Genomic DNA, 24,154 nt, shown 5'->3' on the forward strand with positions numbered 1-24,154 from the left:
GCTTCGGCCTGCTCCGCAAACGGGCCCTCCTCACCCGATGATCACCGGCGGGCCAGAAGAATCACAAGATCAGCGACAGATCCGGGAAAGGAGACCACCGGTGTTCGGGCGAGGGCGTAGGGAGTTCGACCGTCGCGAGGCCTCCGAGGTGGACGTCCCCGAGAAGGTCACCTCGCGGGGCTCGTCGGAGCCCGACGGTCCCTACGACATCGCGCAGGCACCTGATGACGACGTGCATCGCCTCGATCTCGGGTCGTTGCGGATTCCGGCGCTCGACGGCATGCAGGTGCAGTTCCAGGTCGAGGAGTCGACCGGCAAGCCGCTGACGGTGCTGGTGACCGACGGACGCAGCGCGATGGAGCTCTCCGTCTTCGCGGCGCCGAAGAGCCGGGGCCTCTGGGACGAGGTACGGGCCGAGATTCTGGAGACCATTCAGGGGGGCGGTGGGTCGGAGGCAGACGGTCGCTACGGCCCCGAACTGCGGATGAGGTTGCCGACCGGGCGACCGGGCGAGACCGTGCCGGGTCGGATGATCGGTGTGGACGGTCCGCGCTGGTTCCTGCGGGCGGTGGTGACCGGCGCGGCCGGACAGGATCCGGCGGCCGGCCCCCTCCTGGACGCCGCGTTGCGCAATCTGATCATTTCTCGTGGTGACGGCGCGATGCCGGTGCGGGATCCGTTGCCCCTGAGGCTGCCGAAAGAGATCACTGATCACCCCGATCACCCCGCTGGTTCCGGCGGACCGGTCGCCTCGGCGACCAGCGGACGGCCCGAGATGCCCGTGCGCGGTGCGCGTATAGCCGAGATCCGCTGACCGCCCTGTGCCCGGGGTCCCCGCATTGCGCCGAAGGCGCCATGCGGGGCGGGCACAGTGAGCGCCGGTCATGCGTTGCATTGGACGTGTTGAACGTGTTGGACGTGCTCGAGCAGCAGTTGCTTGCGCCGAGTCGCCGACGAGCCGGATCGGAGGAGCCGTGGGCGAGTCACGCGGCTGGTTGGGGCGCAAGCTCCACAGACTGACAGCAGGGACGAGCGAGCTCGACGCCGAGGACCTCCAGGCGGCCTCGGCGGCGGCGGGCGCCGCCCCGATGAGCGGCTGTCGTGACCGGGACGAGATCTGCGTCGCGGGTACTATCCAGGCCGTGACGGTACGTGCGCGTTCGGGTGCACCGACCCTGGAGGTCGACATCTACGACGGCAGCGGCACCGTCACGTTGGTCTTCCTCGGCCGCCGGGACATCCCGGGCCTGCGGGCTGGCGCGTCGGTCAAGGCTTCCGGGCGCGTTACCGTGCAGGAGAACCGTCCGATCATCTTCAACCCGCGTTACGAACTACTCCCCGTTCCGTCGGCGAGCGCCTAGGTCGGCGGGTCCGCCCAACCCGACGGGATCTTAACCAGACATGCCACGTACGCCATCTCCCGACACGCCTCCGATGACGATGTCCGAGGCCATCGGCGGCCCACGGGGGATCATTGACAGCTCCGTGCCCACCGTGGCGTTTGTGACGGTGAACGCCGAGGCCGGACTGACCGCCGGCATTGCGGTCGCCATTGCCACGGCGGCCGCTCTGCTGGTGCTGCGCATCGTGCGCCGTGAGCCGACCCAGCAGACCTTTTCGGGGTTGTTCGCCGTGGCGATCGCTGCATTCGTGGCCTCTCGCACCGGGAACGCGAAGGGGTTCTTCCTGCCCAGCATCGCGAAGAACGCGCTCTGGGGGGTGGTGGCCCTGCTGTCGATCGTCCTGCGCCGGCCGGTGGCGGGGTATCTCATGGCCGGTCTGGACAGCCGCTATGCGAACTGGCAGCGGGTGCCCCGCCAGCGGCGGGCCGCGGTGTGGGCGACGGTCGTCTGGATCGCCGTGTTCGGTGTGCGGTTCGTCGTGCAGGGGGTGCTCTACCTCGCCGACGAGCCCGGCTGGCTGGCCGCGGCCAACATCGCCCTGGGACTTCCGCTGTTCGGTGTCGCGGTGTTGGCCAGCTTCGCCATCGTCCGCCGGATCGCACCGCTGCCCCCCGCCGCCACCGCCGCCACCGACCCGACGGTCGTGGACGGCGAGGTGCTGGACGGCGAGGTGCTGGCCGGGGACGCCCCGCGCGGCGAGCCCCCGCGCGGAGAGCGGCGGCCTGCCGGCTGACCGCCTCCGCATCGCCAGCCTGTCGCGCGTCAGCCCGGCGTGCCCGCGCCTGCCGGCGCTTGACCGAGCAGCACGGCGAGCTTCTCCTCGGCCTCGGCGTTCGTCGTGACCGCGAGAACCTCGTCGCCGTCTTCCAGGGTGGCGTCGGGCGAGGGAATGACCGCCCGTCCGTCACGCAGGATCACCACCAGGGCGCTGTCCGCCGGCAGGGCGATCTCGCTGAGCCGCTGGCCGATCACCGGCGCGTTCTCGGCCAGCGTCAGCTCGACGAGGGATGCATCGCTCTGCCGGAACCGCATCAGCTGGACGAGGTCGCCGACGCTGACGGCCTCCTCGACCAGAGCCGTGAGCAGGCGCGGCGCGGACACCGCCACATCCACCCCCCACGACTCGGTGAACAGCCATTCGTTCTTGGGATGGTTGACCCGCGCCACGACCCGGGGCACGCCGAACTCGGTCTTCGCGAGCAGCGAGACGACGAGGTTCACCTTGTCGTCCCCGGTGGCGGCCACCAGGACGGTGTACTCGTTCAGCCCGGCCGCGTCGAGCTGGGACAGCTCGCAGGCGTCCGCGAGCAGCCACCGGGCCTCCGGTAGCGCGTCGGTCCGGATCTTCTGCGGATCCCGCTCGATGATGAGCACCTCGGAGCCGTTCTCCAGCAGTTCGGCGGCGATGGACCGGCCGACCTTGCCCGCTCCCGCGATCACCACCCGGCGCACGCTCATCGCTTCTCCTCCTCGCGCGTCATCGTCTGCCTGGATCTGCCCGGAGCTACCCGGAGCCCTCGCCGTCCGGCCCGGTGCGCAGCACCGTGTCCGCCTCGGATGCGTGCGCCTTCGTCACGGCCACGTGCACGACGTCACCGTCCTGGACGAGGGTGCGGGCGTCGGGCAGGACACCCTCGCCGAACCGGGTCACGCAGACCACCCGTACCCCGGCGGACTCCTCCAGCTCCCGGATCCGGCGGCCCACCCAGGTGGGTCCTGGTGGGATCGCGGCCAGCAGCACCGAGCCCGACGGATCGGACCACTGCGGCGTGACAGCGTCGGGCAGGAGCCGGCCGAGGATCTGGTCCCGGGTCCAGCGCACCGTGGCGACGGTGGGGATACCGAGCCGCTCGTAGACCTCGGCCCGGCCGGGATCGTAGATCCGCGCGACGACCCGCTCGACCCCGAACATCTCGCGGGCCACCCGGGCGGCGATGATGTTTGAGTTGTCCCCGCTGGAGACGGCGGCGAACGCGGCGGCCCGCTCGATGCCCGCCTCGATGAGGGTGTCGCGGTCGAAGCCTATCCCGGTGACCCGCAAACCGGTGAAATCGCGCGGTAGCCGCCCGAACGCGGCGGGGTTCTGGTCGATGATCGCTACTGAGTGGCCGAACCGTTCGACGCTGCGGGCAAGCGCGGAGCCGACTCGGCCGCAGCCGAGGATCACGACATGCACAAGGGTTCAGGGTAGTCCGATCCGGCCTGACCGGCGCAGGTCACGTGGCCGGATCTCCGGATACGGAGCATCTGTGTGCCATGCCACACTGATGCTGAACTGCGTGGCTGGCGTCGGTAACATCGCCGCGTGGCGCTCACGGATCGCCTCAAGCGCGGTTTCGTCGGTCGACCGATCGGGAGCGACCGGCTTGGGGAGACACTGCTCCCCAAACGGATCGCCTTGCCCGTCTTCGCGAGCGATGCCCTTTCCTCGGTGTCGTACGCGACCGAGGAGATCCTGCTTGTCCTGTCACTCGGCGGGCTGGCCTTCTACCACTACTCGCCCTGGCTTGCTGGAGCCGTCGCCATCCTGATGCTGACGGTGGTGGCGTCCTACCGGCAGAACGTGCACGCCTACCCGAGCGGCGGCGGCGACTACGAGGTCGTCTCGGTCAACCTGGGCCCGCGGGCCGGCCTGCTGGTGGCCAGTTCCCTGCTGGTTGACTACGTCCTCACGGTCGCGGTGTCGGTGTCGGCCGGTGTCGCGAACCTGACGTCGGCCGTCACCGGGCTCGCCGCGCACAAGGTGCTCCTCGCGGTCGTCATCGTGATCCTACTGACGATAATGAACCTGCGTGGGGTGCGCGAGTCCGGCACGGCGTTCGCCATCCCGACCTACGGCTTCGTGCTCGGCATCTTCGTAATGATCGTCACCGGGCTGGTCCAGGCGGCCGTCGGTCATCCGCCGCGGGCCGAGAGCGCCGGATACCAGGTGGTCGCCGAACACGACTACGCGGGATTCGCCCTGGTGTTCCTGGTGCTGCGGGCGTTCGCCTCGGGATGCACGGCGCTCACCGGGGTCGAGGCGATCAGCAACGGGGTGCCCGCGTTCCGGAAGCCCAAGAGCCGCAACGCCGCGACCACCCTGCTGATGCTGGGGTTCATCGCAGTCACGATGTTCGGCGGCGTCACCGCGCTGGCTCTGATCTCCGACGTGCATGTCGCCGAGCACACCGGGGACCTGATCGGCGCCAGTGGTGAGCAGCCGACCGTGATCGCCCAGGTCGCCGCCGCCGTCTTCGGGGACGGATCGCCCGGCTTCGGCTACATCGCCGTCGTCACCGCTCTCATCCTGATGCTGGCGGCGAACACCGCCTTCAACGGCTTCCCGGTGCTGGGTTCGATCCTTGCCCGCGACGGCTACCTGCCGCGTCAGCTATACACCCGCGGCGACCGACTGGCCTACTCCAACGGGATCGTGCTGCTCGCCGGCTTCGCGATCCTGCTGATCGTCGTGTTCGACGCGCAGGTCACCGCCCTGATCCAGCTCTACATCCTCGGGGTCTTCATCTCGTTCACCCTCAGCCAGACCGGGATGGTGCGGCACTGGGCGCGCATCCTGCGCTCGGACGACCCGGCTGCGTCCGATCCGGCCGCCCGTCGGCGGATCCGCCGGTCTCAGGCGATCAACTTCTTCGGCGCCTGTCTCACCGGCACCGTGCTGATCCTCGTGCTGGTCACGAAGTTCACCCACGGTGCCTGGATCGTCTGTCTGGCTATCCCGATCATCTTTCTCGGGATGCGGGGGATCAGGGCTCACTACGACCGGGTCGCGGTCGAACTCACCCCGGAACCCGGGCCGCCGACCCTGCCCTCCCGGATCCACGCCGTCGTCCTCGTCAGTAAGATCCATGCCCCGACGCTGCGGGCCCTGGCCTACGCCAAGGCGTCGCGGCCACACAGCCTCGTCGCGGTCACGGTCGCCGTCGACCAGGCGGAGGCCGATCGGCTCCGCAAGGCGTGGGCGGAGCGGGGGATCACCGTCGATCTCGTGGTGCTGGCCTCCCCCTACCGGGAGGTGACCCGCCCGGTGCTGGACTACGTTGCCCGGATCAGGCGGGAGAGCCCACGGGACGTCGTCGCCGTCTACGTCCCCGAGTACGTCGTCGGTCACTGGTGGGAGCATCTCCTGCACAATCAGAGCGCGCTGCGGCTCAAGGCCCGGCTTCTCTTCCAGCCCGGCGTCATGGTCACCAGCGTGCCCTGGCAGCTCGCCTCGTCCAGGCTGGCCGAGCAGCGGCTCGAGCGGACCGGGGCGGGCGCGGTGCGACAGGGCCGGGCCACGCTTCCCGGCCCGTCGGAGCGGAAGCGGTGAGTCGACAGCGCCGGCCCGCGCGATCGCGCGTCTCCGGGGACACCGCACGGCAGGCCCGCGCCCCGGGGATCGCGGTCGGCTCGCTGCTCGACCTCGACGTTGGGCCGGTGGCCCACGGCGGCTTCTGCGTCGCCCGCTCGGGCGGTCGGGTGGTGTTCGTCCGCCATGCCCTGCCCGGCGAACGGGTCCGTGCCCGAGTTACCGACGCCTCCCACGAGCGGTACTGGCGGGCGGACGTGGTCGCCGTCCTGACGCCCTCGCCGGACCGAGTGGTCGCGCCCTGCCCGCACGCCGGCCCAGGGTTGTGCGGGGGGTGCGACTGGCAGCATGCCGGCCTCGCGGCGCAGCGGCGCGGCAAGGCCGAGGTCGTGGCCGACGCCCTTCGGCGGTTCGGTGGCCTCGACGCCCGGGTCAGCCTCGCGCACGCCGGGTCCGGCCTCGGGACGGCGGCCGAGGCCAGACCCGGCGCCGAGCCGGCGCTGGAGGTGCTGGTCGAGGCGGTGCCCGTCAGCGGCCCGGAGCGGCTGACCGGATCCGACCGGTCCGGTGGCGTCGACGACGGACTGGCGTGGCGGACTCGGATGCGCTTCGCGGTGACGGCCGGCGGTGAGGTCGGGCTGCGGGCGAGCCGCTCGCACGAGGTGGTGGCGACGCCGGACTGCCGCATTGCCCACCCCCTCGTCCTCGCGGCGCTCGCCGGCCGGCGGTTCCCCGGGGCCGACGCCGTCGAGGTCGCGGCCAGCCCGGCGACCGGGCAGGTGGCCGTGGCGGTGCATCCCGCCGGCGCCGGGACGGTCGTCGACGACGGGCGCGCCGGGACCGGGGAGGCCGGAGTCCCCGGGGAGGCCGTCGAGGTGGTGGGGGAGCGGAGGTTCCGGCTCGGGCCGGAGGTGTTCTGGCAGGTCCATCCGGCGGCTCCCGGCGTGCTGGTGGACGCGGTCCGCGGGGCCCTGCGTCCCCGAGCCGGGGAGACCGCGCTCGACCTGTATGCCGGGACGGGCCTGTTCGCGGCGTTCCTCGCGGAGGATGTCGGCGCCGCTGGCCGCGTCATCGCACTGGAGTCCGACGCCGTGTCGGTCGCGGCCGCGGCGAACAACCTCGCCGATCTGCCATGGGTCTCGCTGCGGGCGTTGCGGGTGACACCGGCTACCATCCGCGGGGTGCTCGGTACGGGCGGGCCGGCCGGCCGGGTCGATCTCGCGGTGCTCGACCCGCCGCGCACCGGGGCGGGCCCGGCGGTGGTGGCCGCGCTGCTCGCCCATCGCCTCCGCGCGGTCGCCTACGTCGCCTGCGATCCCGTCGCATTGGGTCGGGACCTCGCCGCCGCGGCAGCCGTGGGCTACGACCTCGTCGCGTTGCGCGCCTTCGACCTGTTCCCGATGACCGCCCACGTCGAGTGTGTGGCGCTGCTCGAGCCGCGAGGCGCGGACCGGAGTCCGAACCTGGTGTGATTGCGCCGGTACCAGAAGTGTCGCCGGAACGGCGTGGACTCCACTTCCGGCCGCTTCTGGCACGACCTGGTCGTCCCGGCGTGTCGCCCGCGCGCCACGCCGACAGAGTGTGTGCATCCGCGTACTCGGATCCGGACCAATAGTGGACAACCGGGGAGGTGGATTCTACCGCGATCAGGCCTATTGCCTGACGGTCTACGAGGAACTCACATGTCGGGTGCCCGTCTGCAAGGGACCAGGCGGGCTGCGTAGACTTTGCCGGACCCGGACCGATCCCCTTTCGGGAGAGGGAGTTCACGCCGTGTCGCTTCTGTCCACGATCAGTAGTCCGCAGGACGTCAAGCGCCTTGACCACGAGGAGCTCGGCACCCTGGCGGCCGAGATCCGTGATTTCCTCATTCACGCAGTCGCGCGTACGGGAGGTCACCTCGGGCCGAATCTGGGGGCTGTCGAGCTGACGTTGGCAATACATCGTGTGTTTGATTCGCCATTCGACCGCATCCTTTGGGACACCGGCCATCAGTCCTATGTGCACAAGATTCTGACCGGCCGGGCGGACGATTTCTCTGGGCTGCGCCAGCGGGGTGGCCTTTCCGGCTACCCTAGCCGGGCCGAGTCCGAGCACGACATCATCGAGAACTCGCACGCCTCGACCGCCCTGTCCTACGCCGACGGGCTGTCGCGTGCCTACGCGCTGCGTGGTGAGGACCGGGCCGTCGTCGCCGTCGTCGGTGACGGTGCCCTGACCGGCGGGATGTGCTGGGAGGCGCTGAACAACATCGCCGCCGACGACCGGCCCGTCGTCATCGTCGTCAACGACAACGGCCGGTCCTACGCACCGACGATCGGCGGCCTCGCCGACCACCTCGCCGCGCTGCGGCTGGCGCCCGAGTACGAGCAGGTCCTCGACGTCGTCAAGCAGGTCCTCGGCCGCACCCCGCTGGTCGGCCCCCCGCTGTTCGACGCGCTGCACGGCATCAAGAAGGGCATCAAGGACGTCGTCCAGCCGCAGGGCATGTTCGAGGACCTCGGCCTGAAGTACGTCGGCCCGGTCGACGGCCACGACGTCGTCGCGGTCGAGTCGGCCCTGCGCCGGGCTCGGGACTTCGGCGGGCCCGTCATCGTCCACTGCGTGACCCGCAAGGGCTTCGGCTACCCGCCGGCGGAGCAGGACGACGCCGACAACTTCCACGGCGTCGGCATCATCGACCCGGCGACCGGTAAGCCGGTGTCGACGTCGAAGACCATCAGCTGGACGAGCATCTTCTCGGGCGAGATCGTGCAGATCGGTTCCGAGCGGCCCGACGTCGTCACGCTGACCGCCGCGATGCTCCAGCCGGTCGGTCTCGGCGCCTTCGCCAAGGCCTACCCGGACCGGGTGTTCGACGTCGGTATCGCCGAGCAGCACGCCGTCACCTCGGCCGCCGGGCTCGCGATGGGTGGGCTCAAGCCCGTCGTGTGTCTCTACGCCACGTTCCTCAACCGCGCGTTCGACCAGGTCCTGATGGACGTCGCCCTGCACCGCCAGCCCGTGACGTTCGTGCTCGACCGGGCCGGTATCACCGGGGAGGACGGGGCGTCGCACAACGGCATGTGGGACCTGTCGTTCCTGCAGGTTGTCCCGGGGCTCGCGATCGCCGCCCCGCGGGACGCGCCGACCCTGCGGGCGGAACTGCGCGAGGCCGTGGGTAACACCGACGGCCCGACCGTCGTGCGCTTCCCCAAGGGCAAGGTCGCCGCGGACGTGCCGGCGATTGACACGGTCGGCGGGGTGGACGTGCTCTACCGTTCGCCGAAGGTGGCCCAGCGCCGCGAGGTGCTGCTGGTCTCCATCGGCGCGATGGCCGCGACCTGCCTGGAGATCGCGGAGCGGGTCGCGAGCCAGGGCATCGGCATCACCGTCGTCGACCCGCGGTGGGTCAAGCCACTGGACCCGGCACTGATCGATCTTGCACGCGCCCACGACCTCGTCGTCACCGTCGAGGACAACGGCCGGGTCGGCGGGGTCGGGGCTGCGCTGGCCCAGTTGCTGCGCGACGCCGACGTCGACGTGCCCCTGCGGGACTTCGGCATCGCCCAGCGATTCCTCGACCACGGCAAGCGGGACGAGGTCATGGCCGAGGTCGGGCTTGCCCCGCAGGACCTCGCCCGCAAGGTCGTCGAGGCCGTCGCGAAGCGCCAGCCGGCGATCGAGGACGACCCGGCCTCGCCCGGCGAAGCGGCCCCGGCGGGCGAGCGGGCCGGCGAGGCCATCGGCGACCATCGCTGATCCCCGGCGCCCTGACCCCGGCGTCCTGACTCGGGCGCTCTGACCCCGAACGCACCCGGGTATCGCCCGGTCATCGGGGTTCGGCGGGTGAGGACCCGCCATCGTGTCGGGATCCGCCATCGTGTCGGGGCCCGGCACGATGGCGGCCCGACCGCCGTTCTAGGCTGACCAGGTGGGTGAGCACACCGTGTCGGCGCGCCGGGGCGCCGCCTCCCGCCGCCGGGCTGGGCGCGGCCCACGCTGGTGGGCCATGCGTGGTGCGCTCTTGGTGGCCCTCGGGCTGCTGGTTCTCGCCCTGGTCAGCCAGTGGAACGAGATCGAGGAGTCCGTCCGCTCGCTCACCGTGGGCGGCGTGGTGGCCTCGGGTGTGGTCACCGTGCTTGCCGTCGGTACCACCGTGCTGTCCTGGCGGGCGTTGCTGGGAGGGCTGGGTGCCGCGCTTCCCCTGCGGGCCGCCGTGCGGATCTTCTTCGTCGGGCAGATCGGCAAGTACATCCCGGGCAGCGTGTGGCCGGTGCTCGCGCAGATGGAGCTCTCCCGCGACCACGGCGTCTCCCGGTCGAAGGCGGCTTCGGCGAGCCTGGTCGTATTGGCGCTCGCGGTGCCGAGCGGGGGGCTCGCCGCGGCGGTCACCCTGCCGTTCGTCTCCGCGCAGGCGCTCGCCGACTACTGGTGGGCGCTGGCGGTCGTGCCCGTCTTCGTCGTCGTGCTCTGCCCGCCGGTGCTGTCCCGCCTGCTGGCGCTGGCGTTCCGGCTGCTGCGCCGCCCACCGTTGACCGAACCGCTGCCCCCGCGGGCCGTCGCCGCCGGAGCCGGCTGGTTGCTGCTCAGCTTCTGCTGCTACGGGGTGGCGACCTGGCTGCTCGTCCGGGATCTGCATCCGGCGGTCGGCGGCGGCCGGCTGTTGCTGCTCTCCCTCGGGGCCTATGCCCTGGCCTGGACCGCCGGGTTCCTGGTACTGGTGCTGCCCGCCGGGGCGGGGGTGCGGGAGGCGGTACTGGTACTGGCGCTGGCCCCGGCGGTCGCCAGTGGGCCGGCGACCCTGGTCGCGCTGGTGGCGCGGCTTCTCGCCACGATCGCCGACCTGGTCTGGGCGCTCGTCGGTGTCGCCCTGCGGCAGCGGGGTGCTCGGCTGTCGTGTACTGATGATGTGGTGCAGGAGCGAATGTGAGGAAGTGGGAGGAGGGTGGGGGGTGCACCATGACCCGCAACGGCCACCCTGGTGGCCCCCGCCGCCACCCGTCCCGCCGACCTCGTGGGGGGCCCCGGGTGGCCGGGCGGGCCGCCGGCGCCCCGCCGTAGCCGGGCCGCCCGGTGGCTGATTCCGCTCGTCCTCGTGCTCGCCCTCCTGGCCGGCGCGGGCGGGACAGGCCTGTTCCTGTTCTTCCGCTCCGCCAACGGCCCTGCCGACGCCGTCCGCGCCTACCTGACGGAGGTCAGCGACTCGCGCTACGAGGCCGCTTACGCCCGCCTCTGCCCATCGGTCCAGGAACGCCGCCCGGCGTCCGAGTTCGCCATCATCATGCGGGCTCTGGACGATGTCCAGGGCGGTATCGCCTCGTTCGCCGTGCGGGGAGTGCAGATCCACCGGTCCGTGGGTTCCCCGACGGTCCGGGAGGTTCAGGTCGACGTCCGGCGCGGCAGCGCCTCGGCGAGTCACGAGACGTACCAGGTGGGCAAGGAATCCGGAAGCTACTGCCTGCTGGCGCCCGGCGCCCCGTTCTCCTTGGACCCGTCGCTGCCCCCGGATCTTCAGCCGCCGGGCCCGTTCGGTGATTTCCCCGGCGATGGCCGGCGTGGCGGTAGCGACGACGAGCCACCGGTCCGCACGGCCTGACCCTCTTCGCCAGCCTGAGGTGAGACACCCATGTGCTGAGTGCCGGTATTTCGGATTGGGTCAGCGCAGGGTGGCGACGCCTGGCGGGGTGAATCGCTGCCCGGTGACGGTCTCGCTGATGCCGGTACGGTCCAGGTAGGGCGTGATGCCGCCGAGGTGGAACGGCCAGCCGGCGCCGAGGATCATGCACAGGTCGATGTCGGCGGCCTCCGCGACGATCTTCTCGGTCAGCATCAGGTGGATCTCCTCGGCGAGCGCCCGCAACGCCGCCTCGCGTACCTCGTCCCCGGTCAGCGGGGTGGCGGCCGGGGACGGCGTGGAGATGAGCGCGGCGGCGTCCGGGTCGACGGTCTGGACGCCGTCCGGGCCCGTGGTGTAGACGCCGCTCCGGCCCGCCTCGACCAGCCGGGCGAGAGCCGCCGGCCGCCGGAACCGGTCCGGGAATGCCGCGTGCAGCATCTCCGCGACATGCAGGGCGACCGGCGGCCCGACGAGGGCGAGCAGGGTCATCGGGGACATCGGCAGCCCCAGCGGATCGAGGGCGTGGTCGGCCTCCTCGAGCGGCGTACCGCCCTCCGTCGCGCCGAGCACCTCCCCGAGGAACCGGGTCAGCAGCCGGTTGACGACGAACGCCGGGGCATCGGCGACCAGGACCGCGTTCTTCTTCAGGTTCTTCGCCACGGCCAGCGTCGTCGCGATGGTGGCGTCGTCGCTGCGGGCAGCGCGGACCACCTCGACCAGGGGGAGGACCGACACCGGATTGAAGAAGTGCAGCCCGGCGACCCGTTCGGGATGATCGAGCCCAGCGGCCATCTCGGTGACCGACAGCGCCGAGGTGTTCGTCAGGAGCACGGCCGTGGGCGCTACGACGGCTTCGAGCTCCGCGAGCACGGTCCGCTTGACGGCCAGGTCCTCGAAGACAGCCTCGATGACGAGGTCCACGTCCGCGAAGGCGTCCTTGGTCAGGGATCCGGTGACGTTCGCCTTGTAGCGGTTCGCCTGGTCGGGGGTGATGCGGTGGCGCAGCAGGAGGTTGTCGATCTCCTGGTGGACTCCCGCGACCCCGGCGTCGAGCCGGGCCTGGTCGATGTCGGTGAGCACCACCGGCACCTCGAGCCGGTGCGCGAACACGAGGGCGAGCTGGCTTGCCATGAGGCCGGCGCCAACCACCCCGACTTTCGTCACGGGCCGGGCCAGCGCCGGGTCCGGCCCGCCCACCGGCCGCTTCGCCCGCTTCTGCACGAGGTCGAAGGAGTACAGGCTGGCGGCGAGCTCGTCGCTGACGGACAGATCGGCGAGGGCCTCGGTCTCGGCCGCGTACCCGGTGGCGCGGTCGGCGGTCTCGGCGAGCGCGAGGAGGTCCAACGCCCGGTAGGCGGCCGGCGCGGCCCCGTGCAGCTTCGCGTCGGCGAGCGCCCGGCCCCGTGCGATCGCCTCCGCCCAGGCCGCCCCCCGCTCGACCGGCGCGCGGGCGGCCACCGGGTCGACCTCGCCGCGCAGCACCCGGCCCACCCAGCGCAGCGCCTCCGCCAGGAAGTCCGCCGGCTCCAGCAGCACGTCCCCGAGACCCAGCTCGAACGCCTGCCGGCCGCGCAGCATGCGGTTCTGGCTGAGCGCGTTGCCGATGATGACGGACACCGCCCGTTCGGCGCCGATGAGGTTGGGCAGCAGTTGGGTGCCGCCCCAGCCCGGGACGAGGCCGAGGAAGACCTCTGGGAAGGCGAGTGCGGGAATGCCGGCGGACAGCGCCCGGTAGTCGCAGTGCAGGGCCAGCTCCAGCCCGCCGCCCAGCGCCGCCCCGTTGACGAGGGCGAAGGTCGGGACCTTCCGGTCACCCAGGCGACCCTCACCCACCCGGGCGAAGGCCTCGTGCCCGAGGCGGCCGAGCGCCGCGAGCGATGGGCGGATCTGCTCCGGGTCGGTGAGCGACGAGCGGAAGGACAGGTCCGCACCCACGCTGAAGATGAACGGCTTGCCGGTGACGGCGATCGCGGCGACCGGCGGGTCGTGCGCCTCGATCTCGTCGACGGCGGCGAGCAGGGACCGCAGGCCGGCTGGGCCGAAGGTGTTCGGCCGGGTGTGGTCATGACCGTTGTCGAGGGTGATCAGGGCGACGGGCCCGGCCACCCCGGGCAGCCGCGCGTAACGGGCGTGGGCGGCCGTGACGACCTCGTCCGGCAAGGACAGGGTCACCTCGTCGATGGTCATGGATCTCCCCTCGGTTCCGCCGCGGGCCCGGTCGTGTCGGACGGGTCGTCCCGGGTCGGTCGTCGTGCCTGCTCGGTCGTGCCTGCTCAGTCGGCCGCGGCGTGGTGCGGGTTCGCCCAGATCGTGGTGGCGCCCATGCCGAGACCCACGCACATCGCCGTCATGCCGTAGCGCACCTCGGGATGCTCGGCGAACTGCCGGGCGAGCTGGGTCATCAGGCGCACCCCGCTGGACGCCAGCGGGTGACCGAACGCGATGGCCCCGCCGTACGGGTTGACCCGGGGATCGTCCTCGGCGATGCCGAAATGGTCGAGGAAGGCCAGGACCTGCACGGCGAAGGCCTCGTTCAGCTCGAACAGGCCGATGTCGTCGATGGTCAGGCCGGTACGGGCCAGCGCCTTCTCCGTCGACGGGATCGGCCCGACGCCCATCACCTCGGGGGGGACTCCGGCGAACGCGAAACCCACCAGGCTCATCTTCGCCGACAGGCCCAGCCCGGCCGCCACCTCGGCGGCGGCGAGCAGGCAGCCGGTGGCGCCGTCGTTGAGCCCGGCGGAGTTGCCCGCGGTCACCCGCCCGTGCGGCCGGAACGGCGTGCGCAGCCCGGCGAGCCCCGCCTGCGTGGTGTCCGGTCGCGGCGGCTCGTCGGCAGTGACGAACTCCCAGCCCGTCTCGACGTGCCGGGCAGCCACCGGGACGAGGTCGGGCTGGATCTGACCGTTCGCGTACGCCTTGGCGACCTTCTCCTGGGAGGCCAGAGCGAAGGCGTCCGCCCGCGACCTGGTGATCTTGGGGTACCGGTCGTGCAGGTTCTCGGCGGTCGAGCCCATCACCAGCGCGGAGGTGTCCACGAGCCGTTCGGCGACGAACCGGGGGTTGATGTCGGCGCTTTCGCCCATCGGGTGGCGGCCCATGTGTTCCACCCCGCCGGCCATGGCCACGTCGTAGGCGCCGACGGCGATCGACGAGGCCGTCGTGGTCACCGCCGTGACGGCGCCTGCGCACATCCGGTCGATTGCGAAGCCCGGCACCGTTTCCGGCAACCCGGACAGGATGGCGGCGACCCGGCCGATGGTCAGGCCCTGATCGCCGATCTGGGTGGTGGCCGCGATCGCCACCTCGTCGATCCGCTCAGGGGGGAGGGAGGGATTGCGCCGCAGCAGCTCCCGGACCACCCGCACGATCAGATCGTCGGCACGGGTCTCGGCGTAGACGCCCTTGGCCTTCCCGAACGGGGTTCGGACCCCGTCGACGAACACGACGTCGCGTACGAAGTTTCTGGATGATCCGAACACGGGACCTCCCGACCCGCGGCCGCCACCGACCGCTGGTTCGTCGCCGTCGAACGTCGGCCGTTGTCCGGAACCCGGTTCCAGGGCTCGGACAGCCAGCCGGCACCGGCGCGGATACCGCCGGCACGGCTAGCCTACGGCAGCGGTTACCAGCCGGTAGACATCTCGGAGCCATGGATGCCAGGTGCCCGGGGATGCCGATGTCGTGATGCGCCGGTCCGTCCCTGGTCCACGACCCGCAGATCCGGCCGTCAGCCCGCCGGCTCGGCTGTCGGTTCGGCCGGTGCTGTCGGTTCGGTTGGTTCGGTCGGCGGCTCGGCGAGGACGGTGAGCAGGGGAGCGGCCGTCAGCTCGATCTGCCAGGGGCGTGCCCCGCCGGCCCGCAGCGCCCCGGCGACGGCCGTGTCCGTCAGGGGATTCGGCGGGGACCAGGCGAGCCGCCGGGACAACGCGGGCTCGAGGAGGTTTTCCACCGGCATCGTGTGGGCGGCGGCGAGGGCGGCCAGCGCGGCCCGTACCCGGGCCAGCCGCGACGCGGCCACCGGGTCGCGCTCGGCCCAGCAGTTGGGCGGCGGCAGACCGTCGCCGCCCGGTCCGGCCGGGGCGGGCAGCTCTTCCTCGGGCAGCGCGGCGGCGCCACGCAGGGCGTCGAGCCAGACGTTCGCGGTGCGGCGGATCCGTGGTCCGGAGAAGATGGGCAGCCGGACCAGCGCGGCCGCGTCGGTGGGGGCGTTCAGCACGGCGTCCATGATCGCGCTGTCCGGGAGGACGCGACCCGGCGCGACGTCACGGGTACGAGCGAGCCGGTCCCGGGCGGTCCACATCGCCCGGACCGCCGCGAGCTGGCGGCGGGACCGGGCGCGGTGGATCCCGCTCGTCCGGCGCCACGGCTCGGCCCGTGGCTCGCGTGGCGGGGCCGCGACGATCGCGGCGAACTCCTGCCGGGCAAATTTGATCTTGTTTTGTTCGATCAGCTCCGCCTCGAGCGCGTCGCGCAACTCCACCAGCAGCTCGACGTCGAGCGCCGCGTAGCGCAGCCACGGCTCGGGAAGCGGGCGGGTTGACCAGTCCGCGGCCGAATGGCCCTTCTCCAGCCCGTAGCCCAGCACCCGTTCGACCATCATCCCCAGCCCGACCCGTTCGTAGCCCAGCAACCGGCCGGCGAGCTCCGTGTCGAACAGCAGACTCGGCCGCAGACCGAGCTCGGACAGGCACGGAAGGTCCTGGCTGGCGGCGTGCAGCACCCATTCGACCCCGTCCACCGCGTCCTGGATGACGCTCAGATCCTCGAGCGCGATCGGATCGAGGAGCAGCGAGCCCGTGCCCCGCCGTCGGATCTGGACGAGGTAGGCCCGCTGGCTGTACCGGTAACCGGACGCTCGTTCGGCGTCGAACGCGACCGGCCCGACGCCGGCCGCGAGGCGTTCCGCCGCCGCGGCGAGTTCCGCGGTGTCGACGATGACGGGGGGTACCCCGTCCGCAGGGGTGAGCAGCGGGATGGGCTCATGGGCACCAGTGCTGGACTGTACCTCCACCTCTGCGCTGACACCCCCGCTGACCCGCTGTGTTGATTCAGGAACCGTCGACGTCACGATCAGTGATCGTACGTCTGAATCCTGGCAGAGGTAGCCGTGTCCTACAGCGAATCGCGTTATTTATACGCTTTGTAACGACTCGGTGATGGGAGGTGCGTGCGGTGGAGGGTCGGCCGCGGCGCGCGGTGGGTGGTGCGGTGCTGTCCGTCCGGCGGGCCGGTGTGACGCGGTCAACCCCGGCGGGTTGGTAGTGTGATGACTCCGGACAGTTGTGGGGGAAGGCCGGCCATGGCCGCGAGCAGGTCGCCGAACGCGAGCAGGTGGGCGGCCGTCGCCGAGGCGCTCCAGGGCGCCCGGCCCTGCGCGCCCGGCCCTGCGGGGCCGAGGTCGGATGCGAGGGTGGTCTCCGCCCAGTCGGGTGACCAGGAGCAGCGCAGCTCCACGGCGAAGCTGTCCCCGTCGGCCGCGAGCACGCCGAAGCGTTGTGACGCGGTGGCCGTGACCGTGCCGCCCAGGGCGCGCACGCCCGCGCCGTGCGCCTCCAACGATTCCCGCAGCCACGACCAGGCGACCTCGGCAAGCAGGGGATCGCCGGCGATCTCCCGGTCGATGCTCGCGCGGGCGTAGCAGACGATGCGGGCCGTGCCCTGCCAGGCCGGCTGTCCCTGAGGATCCATGAGCAGGATGAGCCGGCCGGCCGCGGTGTCGGCCTCGTCCCCGGTCAGCCCACCGGCCAGAGCGAAGGAGAACGGCGCGACCCGGGTGGGCGCCGCCACCTCGTGCACCGCCACCTCCGGGCGCAGCCGCGCGATCCCCGCGCGCAGGGCGTTGGTGACCGCGAGGAAGATCGGAGGGCTCGCCTCGGATGACTGCGCGACCCCCATGACGGCAACGGTAGGACGTCGGTCTTGATCATGCTGGCCGGACGTCGGAGCGTACGGTTTCGGTCCCGTTGCGTGCGGGCGGGAACCGGTGAGCCGGTGTCCGGAGTACCCCGGCTGAGGGGCGGAACTGTGCAGGCTCACGCCGGGATCCGCGCGGCGGCACGATCGCGGCCGCGGAGATCCCGGACTGCGGGGGTCTCGCGCACGGGCCTCGGCCGGGCCGTCGGCCGCTCCGCGGGGGCCGGCCCGACCAGCACCGCGGCGCCACAGGAGGTGCAGGCCCACTCCGGGCAGTCGTCACCGTGCCCGTCGGAGCACGGGGGTTGCTCGAAGATGCGCTCGTCGCCGCATGCGATGCAGACGAGAACGATGTGATCCTCGGCGCTCACCCGGACCTGTTCCACTCGACCACCACTCCCCGCGCACGTCTGCCCGTGATGCGTACCGTTGGATCGTGGTGGGCGCATAACCACGGATCGCGCGCCACTCGCCACGGCCGGCGGGAGGGGGAACGCGGGATGACGCGCACCCTCTACCCCAATTCCGACTGGACTGACGGTGCCACGGGACGGGCGGATGTCCGTGCATTCTCTCCGGCGTGTCGCGTGAGCCCGTCTCGGGGCGGTGCGGGGCGGATCGCCCGGTCTGTGGGGCGGTGGGGCCGGGCCAGCCCTCGGCTCAGCCCGCCTGGCCGGCCGGCTTCGAGGTGGGACGTGCCGGCTCTGCGTCGCCCAGCCGGGCGGCGTCGCCACGCAGCCAGTGCCGCTCGACGAAGAACGGGGCGACGGGCAGCACCGCGGCGATCAGCGCGAGCACGGTCCGCTTACGGCGCCAGCGCCCGACCACCGAGAGGTAGCCGATGAGGGCGCAATAGATGAGGAAGAGCACGCCATGGACCGGGCCGAGGATCCGCACGCCGATCGGGTAGTCGGCACCGTATTTGATCGCGGTCGCGACGAGCAGCAAGAGGAAGGACGACGCCTCGGCGAGCGAGACGACGCGGGCCAGGGCAAGGGGCTGGGAGGCGCCGCTCGGGGCACGACCGGTCATCGGCGACTCCTCGTCGTAGGGGATGGCGTCGTAGCGGATGACACCGAGGTGTTCCACTGTCCGGGTGCCCTGGAGTGCCGGAACCCGGGACGCGCCGTGGCATGCCACGGCGACCGCGGGATTCGTCACGTCCGATCGTTCGTCCCCGTCCGCCGGCGCGGCCTCGACGGACGGGAGCGCCCGGCACCGGCCGGATCTGGAAGTTCTTCTACCCAGAGTAGAAGATAGCGGATGTGCAACGTTCCGGTTGGTACTCCCCGGTCCTCGCCGCCGGGAGCCGTCAGGCCCGTGCGGTGGCCCATCCCGCTATGGCCGTACTCCCACACATCTCACGGGCGTGCAACGATCGACCCATGCCTGTCCTCCACGTCGACGCGGGACTCGGATCCGGGCCGGGCGGCGTCTCGCCCCCGCCGACCGGTGCCGCGCTCACCCGGCGGCTCGGCCTGGCCGACACCGCGCCCTTCCTGCGGGCCTGTCGACGGGAGCCCCCCGGGACCACGCCGGTGTGGTTCATGCGTCAGGCCGGGCGGGTCCTGCCCGAGTACCGGGCCCTGCGCGCGGGAGTCGCCATGCTCGACTCCTGCCGGGAGGCCGAGATGATCACTGAGATCACGCTCCAGCCGGTACGCCGGTTCCGGCCGGACGCGGCGATCTTCTTCTCCGACATCGTGGTGCCCCTGGTCGCGATCGGCCTCGACATCGACATCGTCGCCGGGATCGGACCGGTGGTGGCCGAGCCCGTGCGGGACGCCGTCGGGCTCGCCGCGTTGCGGGCACTGGAGCCGGACGACGTTCCCTACGTGGCCGACGCGGTCCGGCTACTGCTGGCCGAGCTGGGTTCAACCCCGCTGATCGGGTTCGCCGGGGCGCCGTTTACCCTCGCGAGCTACCTCATCGAGGGCGGGCCGAGTCGCGACCACGCCCGCACCAAGGCGTTGATGTACAGCGAACCGAAGCTCTGGCACGACCTGCTGGCCCGGCTCGCCGACATTACCACCGCCTTCCTGCGGGTCCAGGTGGATGCCGGTGTCGACGCGCTGCAGCTGTTCGACTCCTGGGCCGGGGCGCTGGACGAGGCGGACTACCGTCGCTACGTCGCGCCGCACAGCGCTCGGGTGCTGGCCGCCTTCGCCGGTGAGGTGCCGCGCATCCACTTTGGTGTGAACACCGGTGAGCTGCTCGCCGCGATGGGCCAGGCGGGTGCGGACGTCGTCGGGGTCGACTGGCGGGTCCCTCTCGACGAGGCCGCCCGGCGGATCGGGCCCGGTCACGCCGTGCAGGGAAACCTCGACCCGACCGCGGTCTTCGCCCCCGAAGCGGTGCTCGCCGCCAAGGTGCGTGACGTCTGCGCCCGCGGGGCCGAGGCGGAGGGGCACGTGTTCAGCCTCGGCCACGGGGTGCTGCCGCAGACCGATCCGGGCGTGCTCGCACACGTCGTTGACCTCGTCCACGGCAGGTGATCCGCCCTCATCGGACCGGTTCACTGGAACCGGCTCGATGGTGAAAACTGGCGGGCGGCACCACTCAACGTGAAGGGCGGCAGGAACGTGCGGGTTGTGATCGTCGGTGGGGGTATCGCCGGGCTCTCGGCCGCCCGCGCCCTGGCCGGGCACGCCGAAGTGACCGTCCTCGATGCGGCGGACCGGGTCGGTGGCAAGCTGCGTACCACCCCGATCGAGGGTCTGGACGTCGAAGAGGGCGCGGAGTCCTTCCTCGCCCGGGTTCCCGACGGACTCCGCCTGGCCCGGCAGATCGGGCTCGGGCACGACATCGTGCATCCGGCCACGACGTCGGCGTCACTGTGGATCCGCGGCCGGCTGCGTCCCATCCCCCCGAACACTCTGCTCGGAGTGCCGACCGACGTCCTCGGCCTGGTCCGCTCGCGGGTGCTGTCCCCGTGGGGGCTGGTGCGGGCCGCCGCCGACCTGGTGCTGCCGCGGACACGTTTCGCCGACGATCCGACCGTCGGCCGCTACGTCGGCACGCGGGTCGGGCGCGAAGTCGTCGACCTGCTGGTGGATCCGCTGCTCGGGGGGGTGTATGCGGGCCGGGCCGACGCGCTGTCGCTGCGGGCTACCGTGCCCCAGCTCGTCCCCATCTTCGCCGAGGACCGCTCGCTGCTCCTCGGCGCGCACCGGGTGCGGGCCCGTACCGGACCCGCGACGACGACCTCGACGGCACCGCTGTTCGCCACGCTTCGGGGGGGCCTGGGCTCCTTCGCGGCGCGGGTGGCGGCGCAGTCCGGCGCCACCGTGCACACCGGGGTGCTCGTCCGCTCGATCGCGAAGACCGCGGGCGGCTGGCAGGTCAACTGTGACCGGGTGGGCGGCGCGGACGCCCTCGGGCCGTTCCAGGCCGACGCCGTGATCCTCGCGGTGCCCGCCGGGGTGGCCCGCGCCCTGCTGGCGCCGCTGGCCCCGCATGCCTCCGCCCCGCTTGCCGGCGTGCCCTACGCCTCGGTTGGCCTGGTGACGCTGGTCTACCGGGATGCCGCGCCGCCACCCGGCAGCGGATTCCTCGTGCCCGCCCGGGCGGGCACCGCGGTGAAGGCGGCCACCTTCCTGTCCGCCAAGTGGCCGCACCTGGGCTCCGACCGGCTCACGGTGGTGCGGGCGAGCATCGGCCGCGCCGGTGCCGAACAGGACCTGCAGCGTGGGGACGTGGAGCTCGCCGGGGTGGCGGCGGCGGAGATCGCGCAGATCACCGGTCTGTCCGGTCGGCCGGTCGCGACCCGGGTGAGTCGCTGGGGCGGGGCACTCCCGCAGTACCTGCCGGGTCATCTCAACCGGATCGCCGCGGTGCGCCGGGGGCTTCCAGCGGGGATCGTCCTGGCCGGCGCGGGATACGACGGTGTAGGCATCCCGGCCTGTATCCGGTCGGGGGAGACCGCCGCGCACGCGGTGCTGAGGGCTACCCGGACGGCGCAAGGCAGTCCGGCCGATCCGGTGGGCCCGGGAATCTGATTACGTGCACCGGCCCGGACCGCGTCCGGCCGCCGGTGAAGGAGGATGGGAATGTCGGAGTCCACGAAATCGGCCCGCGAACTCAACGCGGAGCTGCTCTACACGGGATGGTCGGTCTTCGCGGCCGACCGTCCGCTGCCCGCCGAGCGGACCCCGCTGATCGACGAGGCGACCGCCTTGCTCGACGGGGCGCTGGCCAAGGACGTCTACACCCGCGGTGTCTACGAGATCTCGGGCTACCGGGCCGACGCGGACCTGATGGTCTGGTGGACGAGCCCGGACCCGGACCTGCTGCAGGAGACCTACCAGCGGTTCCGGCGGACGGCCCTGGGCGGGCACCTGCGTCCGGTGTGGTCGGCGGTCGGCCTGCACCGGCCGGCGGAGTTCAACCAGAACCACATCCCCGCCTTCGTCCGGCGGGAGGACCCCCGCGGTTATCTCTGCGTCTACCCGTTCAACCGCTCGCTGGAGTGGTACCTGCTGCCGGACTATGAACGGCGCGGGATGCTCGCCGAGCACGGGATCATGGGCCGGGAGTACGAGGACGTCCGGGCCAACACGGTGGCTTCGTTTGGACTGGGCGACTATGAGTGGCTGCTCGCCTTCGAAGCGGATGAGCTGCACCGGATCGTCGACTGCATCCGACACCTTCGGGCCAGCGCGGCGCGACGGCACACCAGGCTGGAGACGCCGTTCTACACCGGTGCCCGCAAGCCGCTGGCGGACGTCGTCACCGCCCTGCCCTGAGGCGGGTGGCTGCCGGGTAGACCGGCGGAGGACCGGTGCCGGCGGAGGACCGGGACGGCAGCCGGCGCCTGCCTGGGCGCCCCCACCCGTCCGGCAGGCGCCGACCGTCCCGTGACTGTGCTCACCGGCCTCACCCGGGCGGCATCACTCCAGGTGACATCAATCCCGACGTGACATCACCCCGGCGATGTCACCCCAGCGATATCACGTCGGCGACGTCGCACGGGGCGCGCAGGATCGCACAGCCCCACCCCTCCCGGCGCCCGCGGGGGCGGGCAGCCGACGGATCCCGAGCCGAGACCCGCGATCCATAACGCAGAGTAGCATTATCGCCGCTGTTTGTGTGCGCAGTGTAGGCGTCGGGCGTCCGTGGGTCGATGGTGCCTGTCATGCCCGCGCCGGCGGGCGGACTCGGAAGGTTCGTCGACTCGGAAGGTTCGTCATGGCGGTCGCTGGTCGACGACCGCATCTCTGTTACTGTGAGTTGCTATAAACGCACGGATCACGCCATCGCCACGGTCGGCGGTCGGGGCGTCACGCCGCCATCGCCGGGCCGGGCCGCTGGTAGATCATCTCGGCGTAGCCGGTAACGTTGCCCCCGTGACCACGGAGCGCCACCCGTGTCGGCGTCCGGTATTCCAGTTCGCTCCGGTGTGCCGACACACCCCAGTGGGACCTGGATGATGCGCGCGTTCGGCTCATCGTTCGGGGTGGCCCACAGTCAGTGGCGGGGGAAGATCGCTGGAGGTCCGGTCGATGCACCACCGAGGGTCGATGCACCACCGAGGGATGAATTCGTGGCTGTCTGAGCGAGGGGCGCCGCGGGCCGCCGAACGGGGAGGACGATGACACCTCCGGGCCCGTTCGGATCCTGGCTCCGGCTCGGGCTCGGGCTCGGGCACGTGCCGGCGCCACTGGGCCAGTCCGTTCGGCCGGGTCCGGTCGGTGTCGTTGACGCGCGCCGTCGCGGTGCTGGGGGGGACCACGAGTGACGGAGACGGTGCCCGGCGACACGCGCGCGACCGCTGGGTCGAACTTCGTTCCGCGCGCCCGCGGCGGGCAGGGGATGCCGTCCCCGCCGGGCGCGCCGGCGGGGACGGCCGGCCGGCCCGTCGGCGCACCGCCGAGCCGCCCGGCCACCGGGCCCGGCGGGCGGCACAGCGGGGGGCGGGTGAGCCCAGCCGCCGTCGAGACGGGCGGCTACCGCGCTCAGGTGACCTGGGAACGGCGTTACGCCCGGCTGCTCGTCCTGTTCGACGCGGCCGCCTGCGTGGTGGCAGCGGGGCTCGCGTATTTCGTGCGATTCGGCGACCTGGTCGACTTCGGTACCCAGCCGGTGTCCTCCAAGCCGTACATCCTCATGACGGTTCTGCTGCCGCTCGCCTGGGTGCTGGCGATGTCCCTGAACCGGGCCTACGAGAGCCGGTTCCTCGGCGGCGGGTCGGAAGAGTTCCGGCGGGTGGTCAACACGGCGGCCCGGTTCACCGCGGCGGTGGCCATCGCCTCGTATGCGACGAAGGCGGAGATCGCCCGTAGTTACGTGCTGATCGCCTTCCCGGCCGCGACCCTGTTCTCCATGGTGGGTCGGGTCGTCGGCCGCGGCCTCCTGCACCGCATGCGCCGGGCCGGTCGTTGCCTGCACCGGGTGCTCGTGGTCGGGGCCGGGGAGTCGGCTGCCACCCTGGTCCGGCTGGCCCAGCGCGATCCGACGTCGGGCTGGGCGGTCGTCGGTGTCGTGCTTGACCGCTCGCCCGGCCGGCACAGTCACGACCGGCCGGAACGCAGTGGGTTCGACCTGCTCGGGGTGCCGATCGTCGGGACGTCGGAGACCCTGCACACTGCCATCACGGCCACGCACGCCACCACGGTCGCGATCAGTCCGCAGATGGACGGCGAGACGCTGCGCCGGGTGCTGTGGACGCTGGAGGGCAGCGACGTCGACGTGCTGGTCTCCTCGGCGCTGACCGACGTGACCGGGCCGCGGATCTCGATCCGTCCGGTGGCCGGGCTGCCGCTGCTGCACATCGAGGAGCCGGAGCTCACCGGTACCCGTCGGGTGATGAAGATGGTCCTCGACCGGTGCGTGGCCGGAACGATCATCCTGCTGTTCTCCCCGCTGCTGCTCGGTCTCGGGCTCGCGGTGCGACTGACCAGCCGCGGCCCGGCGTTGTTCAAGCAGACCCGGGTGGGGCGGGGTGGT

Annotated in this window: 20 protein-coding genes; 12 read left to right on the plus strand and 8 right to left on the minus strand. The window is 72.0% G+C overall.

Annotated elements, in window-relative coordinates:
* Nucleotides 1–100 precede the first annotated feature (100 nt).
* The 3 genes from ACY5KJ_RS04205 to ACY5KJ_RS04215 all read left to right on the plus strand — a co-directional run bounded on the left by ACY5KJ_RS04205 (nucleotide 101) and on the right by ACY5KJ_RS04215 (nucleotide 2,136).
* Nucleotides 101–814 carry a DUF3710 domain-containing protein gene (locus ACY5KJ_RS04205; protein WP_462187665.1) on the plus strand — a complete coding sequence of 238 codons (714 nt, stop codon included), beginning with the start codon at nucleotides 101–103 and terminating at the stop codon, nucleotides 812–814.
* Between the two features lie 160 nt (nucleotides 815–974).
* Nucleotides 975–1,361 (plus strand): OB-fold nucleic acid binding domain-containing protein, encoded by a 387-nt coding sequence (locus tag ACY5KJ_RS04210; RefSeq protein WP_462187663.1) that lies wholly within the window; start codon nucleotides 975–977, stop codon nucleotides 1,359–1,361.
* Between the two features lie 40 nt (nucleotides 1,362–1,401).
* On the plus strand, nucleotides 1,402–2,136 hold the full coding sequence (locus tag ACY5KJ_RS04215; protein ID WP_462202830.1) for a DUF3159 domain-containing protein: 735 nt from the start codon (nucleotides 1,402–1,404) through the stop codon (nucleotides 2,134–2,136).
* Between the two features lie 29 nt (nucleotides 2,137–2,165).
* Here ACY5KJ_RS04215 and ACY5KJ_RS04220 read toward each other — a convergent pair whose 3' ends face one another.
* Both ACY5KJ_RS04220 and ACY5KJ_RS04225 read right to left on the minus strand, forming a co-directional pair.
* Complete coding sequence (locus tag ACY5KJ_RS04220; protein WP_462187661.1) at nucleotides 2,166–2,861, minus strand: potassium channel family protein; 696 nt, start codon at nucleotides 2,859–2,861, stop codon at nucleotides 2,166–2,168.
* Between the two features lie 46 nt (nucleotides 2,862–2,907).
* Nucleotides 2,908–3,579 carry a potassium channel family protein gene (locus ACY5KJ_RS04225; protein ID WP_462187660.1) on the minus strand — a complete coding sequence of 224 codons (672 nt, stop codon included), beginning with the start codon at nucleotides 3,577–3,579 and terminating at the stop codon, nucleotides 2,908–2,910.
* Between the two features lie 129 nt (nucleotides 3,580–3,708).
* Between ACY5KJ_RS04225 and ACY5KJ_RS04230 the strand changes: the two genes are divergently transcribed.
* The 5 genes from ACY5KJ_RS04230 to ACY5KJ_RS04250 all read left to right on the plus strand — a co-directional run bounded on the left by ACY5KJ_RS04230 (nucleotide 3,709) and on the right by ACY5KJ_RS04250 (nucleotide 11,272).
* Nucleotides 3,709–5,715 carry an APC family permease gene (locus ACY5KJ_RS04230; protein ID WP_462187659.1) on the plus strand — a complete coding sequence of 669 codons (2,007 nt, stop codon included), beginning with the start codon at nucleotides 3,709–3,711 and terminating at the stop codon, nucleotides 5,713–5,715.
* Complete coding sequence (locus ACY5KJ_RS04235) at nucleotides 5,712–7,166, plus strand: class I SAM-dependent RNA methyltransferase (RefSeq protein WP_462202831.1); 1,455 nt, start codon at nucleotides 5,712–5,714, stop codon at nucleotides 7,164–7,166. Before ACY5KJ_RS04230 ends, ACY5KJ_RS04235 begins: the two co-directional genes overlap by 4 nt.
* Before the next feature lie 301 nt (nucleotides 7,167–7,467).
* Nucleotides 7,468–9,435 (plus strand): 1-deoxy-D-xylulose-5-phosphate synthase, encoded by a 1,968-nt coding sequence (gene dxs / locus ACY5KJ_RS04240; RefSeq protein WP_462187657.1) that lies wholly within the window; start codon nucleotides 7,468–7,470, stop codon nucleotides 9,433–9,435.
* Between the two features lie 172 nt (nucleotides 9,436–9,607).
* On the plus strand, nucleotides 9,608–10,606 hold the full coding sequence (locus ACY5KJ_RS04245; protein WP_462187656.1) for a lysylphosphatidylglycerol synthase domain-containing protein: 999 nt from the start codon (nucleotides 9,608–9,610) through the stop codon (nucleotides 10,604–10,606).
* 51 nt (nucleotides 10,607–10,657) lie between these two features.
* On the plus strand, nucleotides 10,658–11,272 hold the full coding sequence (locus ACY5KJ_RS04250; protein WP_462187655.1) for a hypothetical protein: 615 nt from the start codon (nucleotides 10,658–10,660) through the stop codon (nucleotides 11,270–11,272).
* A 60-nt stretch (nucleotides 11,273–11,332) separates the two neighbouring features.
* Here ACY5KJ_RS04250 and ACY5KJ_RS04255 read toward each other — a convergent pair whose 3' ends face one another.
* The 6 genes from ACY5KJ_RS04255 to ACY5KJ_RS04280 all read right to left on the minus strand — a co-directional run bounded on the left by ACY5KJ_RS04255 (nucleotide 11,333) and on the right by ACY5KJ_RS04280 (nucleotide 18,370).
* Complete coding sequence (locus tag ACY5KJ_RS04255) at nucleotides 11,333–13,480, minus strand: 3-hydroxyacyl-CoA dehydrogenase NAD-binding domain-containing protein (RefSeq protein ID WP_462202832.1); 2,148 nt, start codon at nucleotides 13,478–13,480, stop codon at nucleotides 11,333–11,335.
* Nucleotides 13,481–13,566: 86 nt separating this feature from the next.
* On the minus strand, nucleotides 13,567–14,775 hold the full coding sequence (locus ACY5KJ_RS04260) for a thiolase family protein (protein WP_462187653.1): 1,209 nt from the start codon (nucleotides 14,773–14,775) through the stop codon (nucleotides 13,567–13,569).
* A 248-nt stretch (nucleotides 14,776–15,023) separates the two neighbouring features.
* Entirely contained in the window at nucleotides 15,024–16,307 is a 1,284-nt protein-coding gene (locus ACY5KJ_RS04265; protein ID WP_462202833.1) for an HRDC domain-containing protein, read from the minus strand.
* A 230-nt stretch (nucleotides 16,308–16,537) separates the two neighbouring features.
* Complete coding sequence (locus ACY5KJ_RS04270) at nucleotides 16,538–17,191, minus strand: DUF3000 domain-containing protein (protein WP_462188862.1); 654 nt, start codon at nucleotides 17,189–17,191, stop codon at nucleotides 16,538–16,540.
* A gap of 137 nt (nucleotides 17,192–17,328) precedes the next feature.
* A complete protein-coding gene (locus ACY5KJ_RS04275; protein ID WP_462188863.1) occupies nucleotides 17,329–17,580 on the minus strand; it encodes a hypothetical protein in 252 nt (83 codons plus the stop codon).
* A gap of 289 nt (nucleotides 17,581–17,869) precedes the next feature.
* Entirely contained in the window at nucleotides 17,870–18,370 is a 501-nt protein-coding gene (locus ACY5KJ_RS04280; RefSeq protein ID WP_462188864.1) for a DUF3817 domain-containing protein, read from the minus strand.
* A 224-nt stretch (nucleotides 18,371–18,594) separates the two neighbouring features.
* On the opposite strand from ACY5KJ_RS04280, the gene hemE reads away from it, so the two are divergent.
* The 4 genes from hemE to ACY5KJ_RS04300 all read left to right on the plus strand — a co-directional run.
* Nucleotides 18,595–19,704, plus strand: coding sequence for a uroporphyrinogen decarboxylase (hemE, locus tag ACY5KJ_RS04285; protein WP_462202834.1), 1,110 nt, complete (start codon nucleotides 18,595–18,597; stop codon nucleotides 19,702–19,704).
* Between the two features lie 87 nt (nucleotides 19,705–19,791).
* The gene (gene hemG / locus ACY5KJ_RS04290; protein WP_462202836.1) at nucleotides 19,792–21,207 is read left to right on the plus strand and encodes a protoporphyrinogen oxidase; all 1,416 of its coding nucleotides are present in this window, start codon (nucleotides 19,792–19,794) and stop codon (nucleotides 21,205–21,207) included.
* Nucleotides 21,208–21,258: 51 nt separating this feature from the next.
* Complete coding sequence (hemQ, locus tag ACY5KJ_RS04295) at nucleotides 21,259–21,954, plus strand: hydrogen peroxide-dependent heme synthase (RefSeq protein ID WP_011435779.1); 696 nt, start codon at nucleotides 21,259–21,261, stop codon at nucleotides 21,952–21,954.
* 988 nt (nucleotides 21,955–22,942) lie between these two features.
* Nucleotides 22,943–24,154 (plus strand): nucleoside-diphosphate sugar epimerase/dehydratase (locus ACY5KJ_RS04300; protein ID WP_462202835.1); only part of this gene is annotated, 1,212 nt, incomplete at its 3' end.

The organism is Frankia sp. CcWB3, from assembly GCF_977927595.1.

Coding starts and splice junctions, on each gene's coding strand:
- ACY5KJ_RS04215 (WP_462202830.1), top strand. CDS start 1,402: ATGCCACGTACGCCATCTCCCGACACGCCTCCGATGACGATGTCCGAG.
- ACY5KJ_RS04220 (WP_462187661.1), bottom strand. CDS start 2,861: ATGAGCGTGCGCCGGGTGGTGATCGCGGGAGCGGGCAAGGTCGGCCGG.
- ACY5KJ_RS04255 (WP_462202832.1), bottom strand. CDS start 13,480: ATGACCATCGACGAGGTGACCCTGTCCTTGCCGGACGAGGTCGTCACG.
- ACY5KJ_RS04270 (WP_462188862.1), bottom strand. CDS start 17,191: ATGGGGGTCGCGCAGTCATCCGAGGCGAGCCCTCCGATCTTCCTCGCG.
- hemE (WP_462202834.1), top strand. CDS start 18,595: ATGCCTGTCCTCCACGTCGACGCGGGACTCGGATCCGGGCCGGGCGGC.
- hemQ (WP_011435779.1), top strand. CDS start 21,259: ATGTCGGAGTCCACGAAATCGGCCCGCGAACTCAACGCGGAGCTGCTC.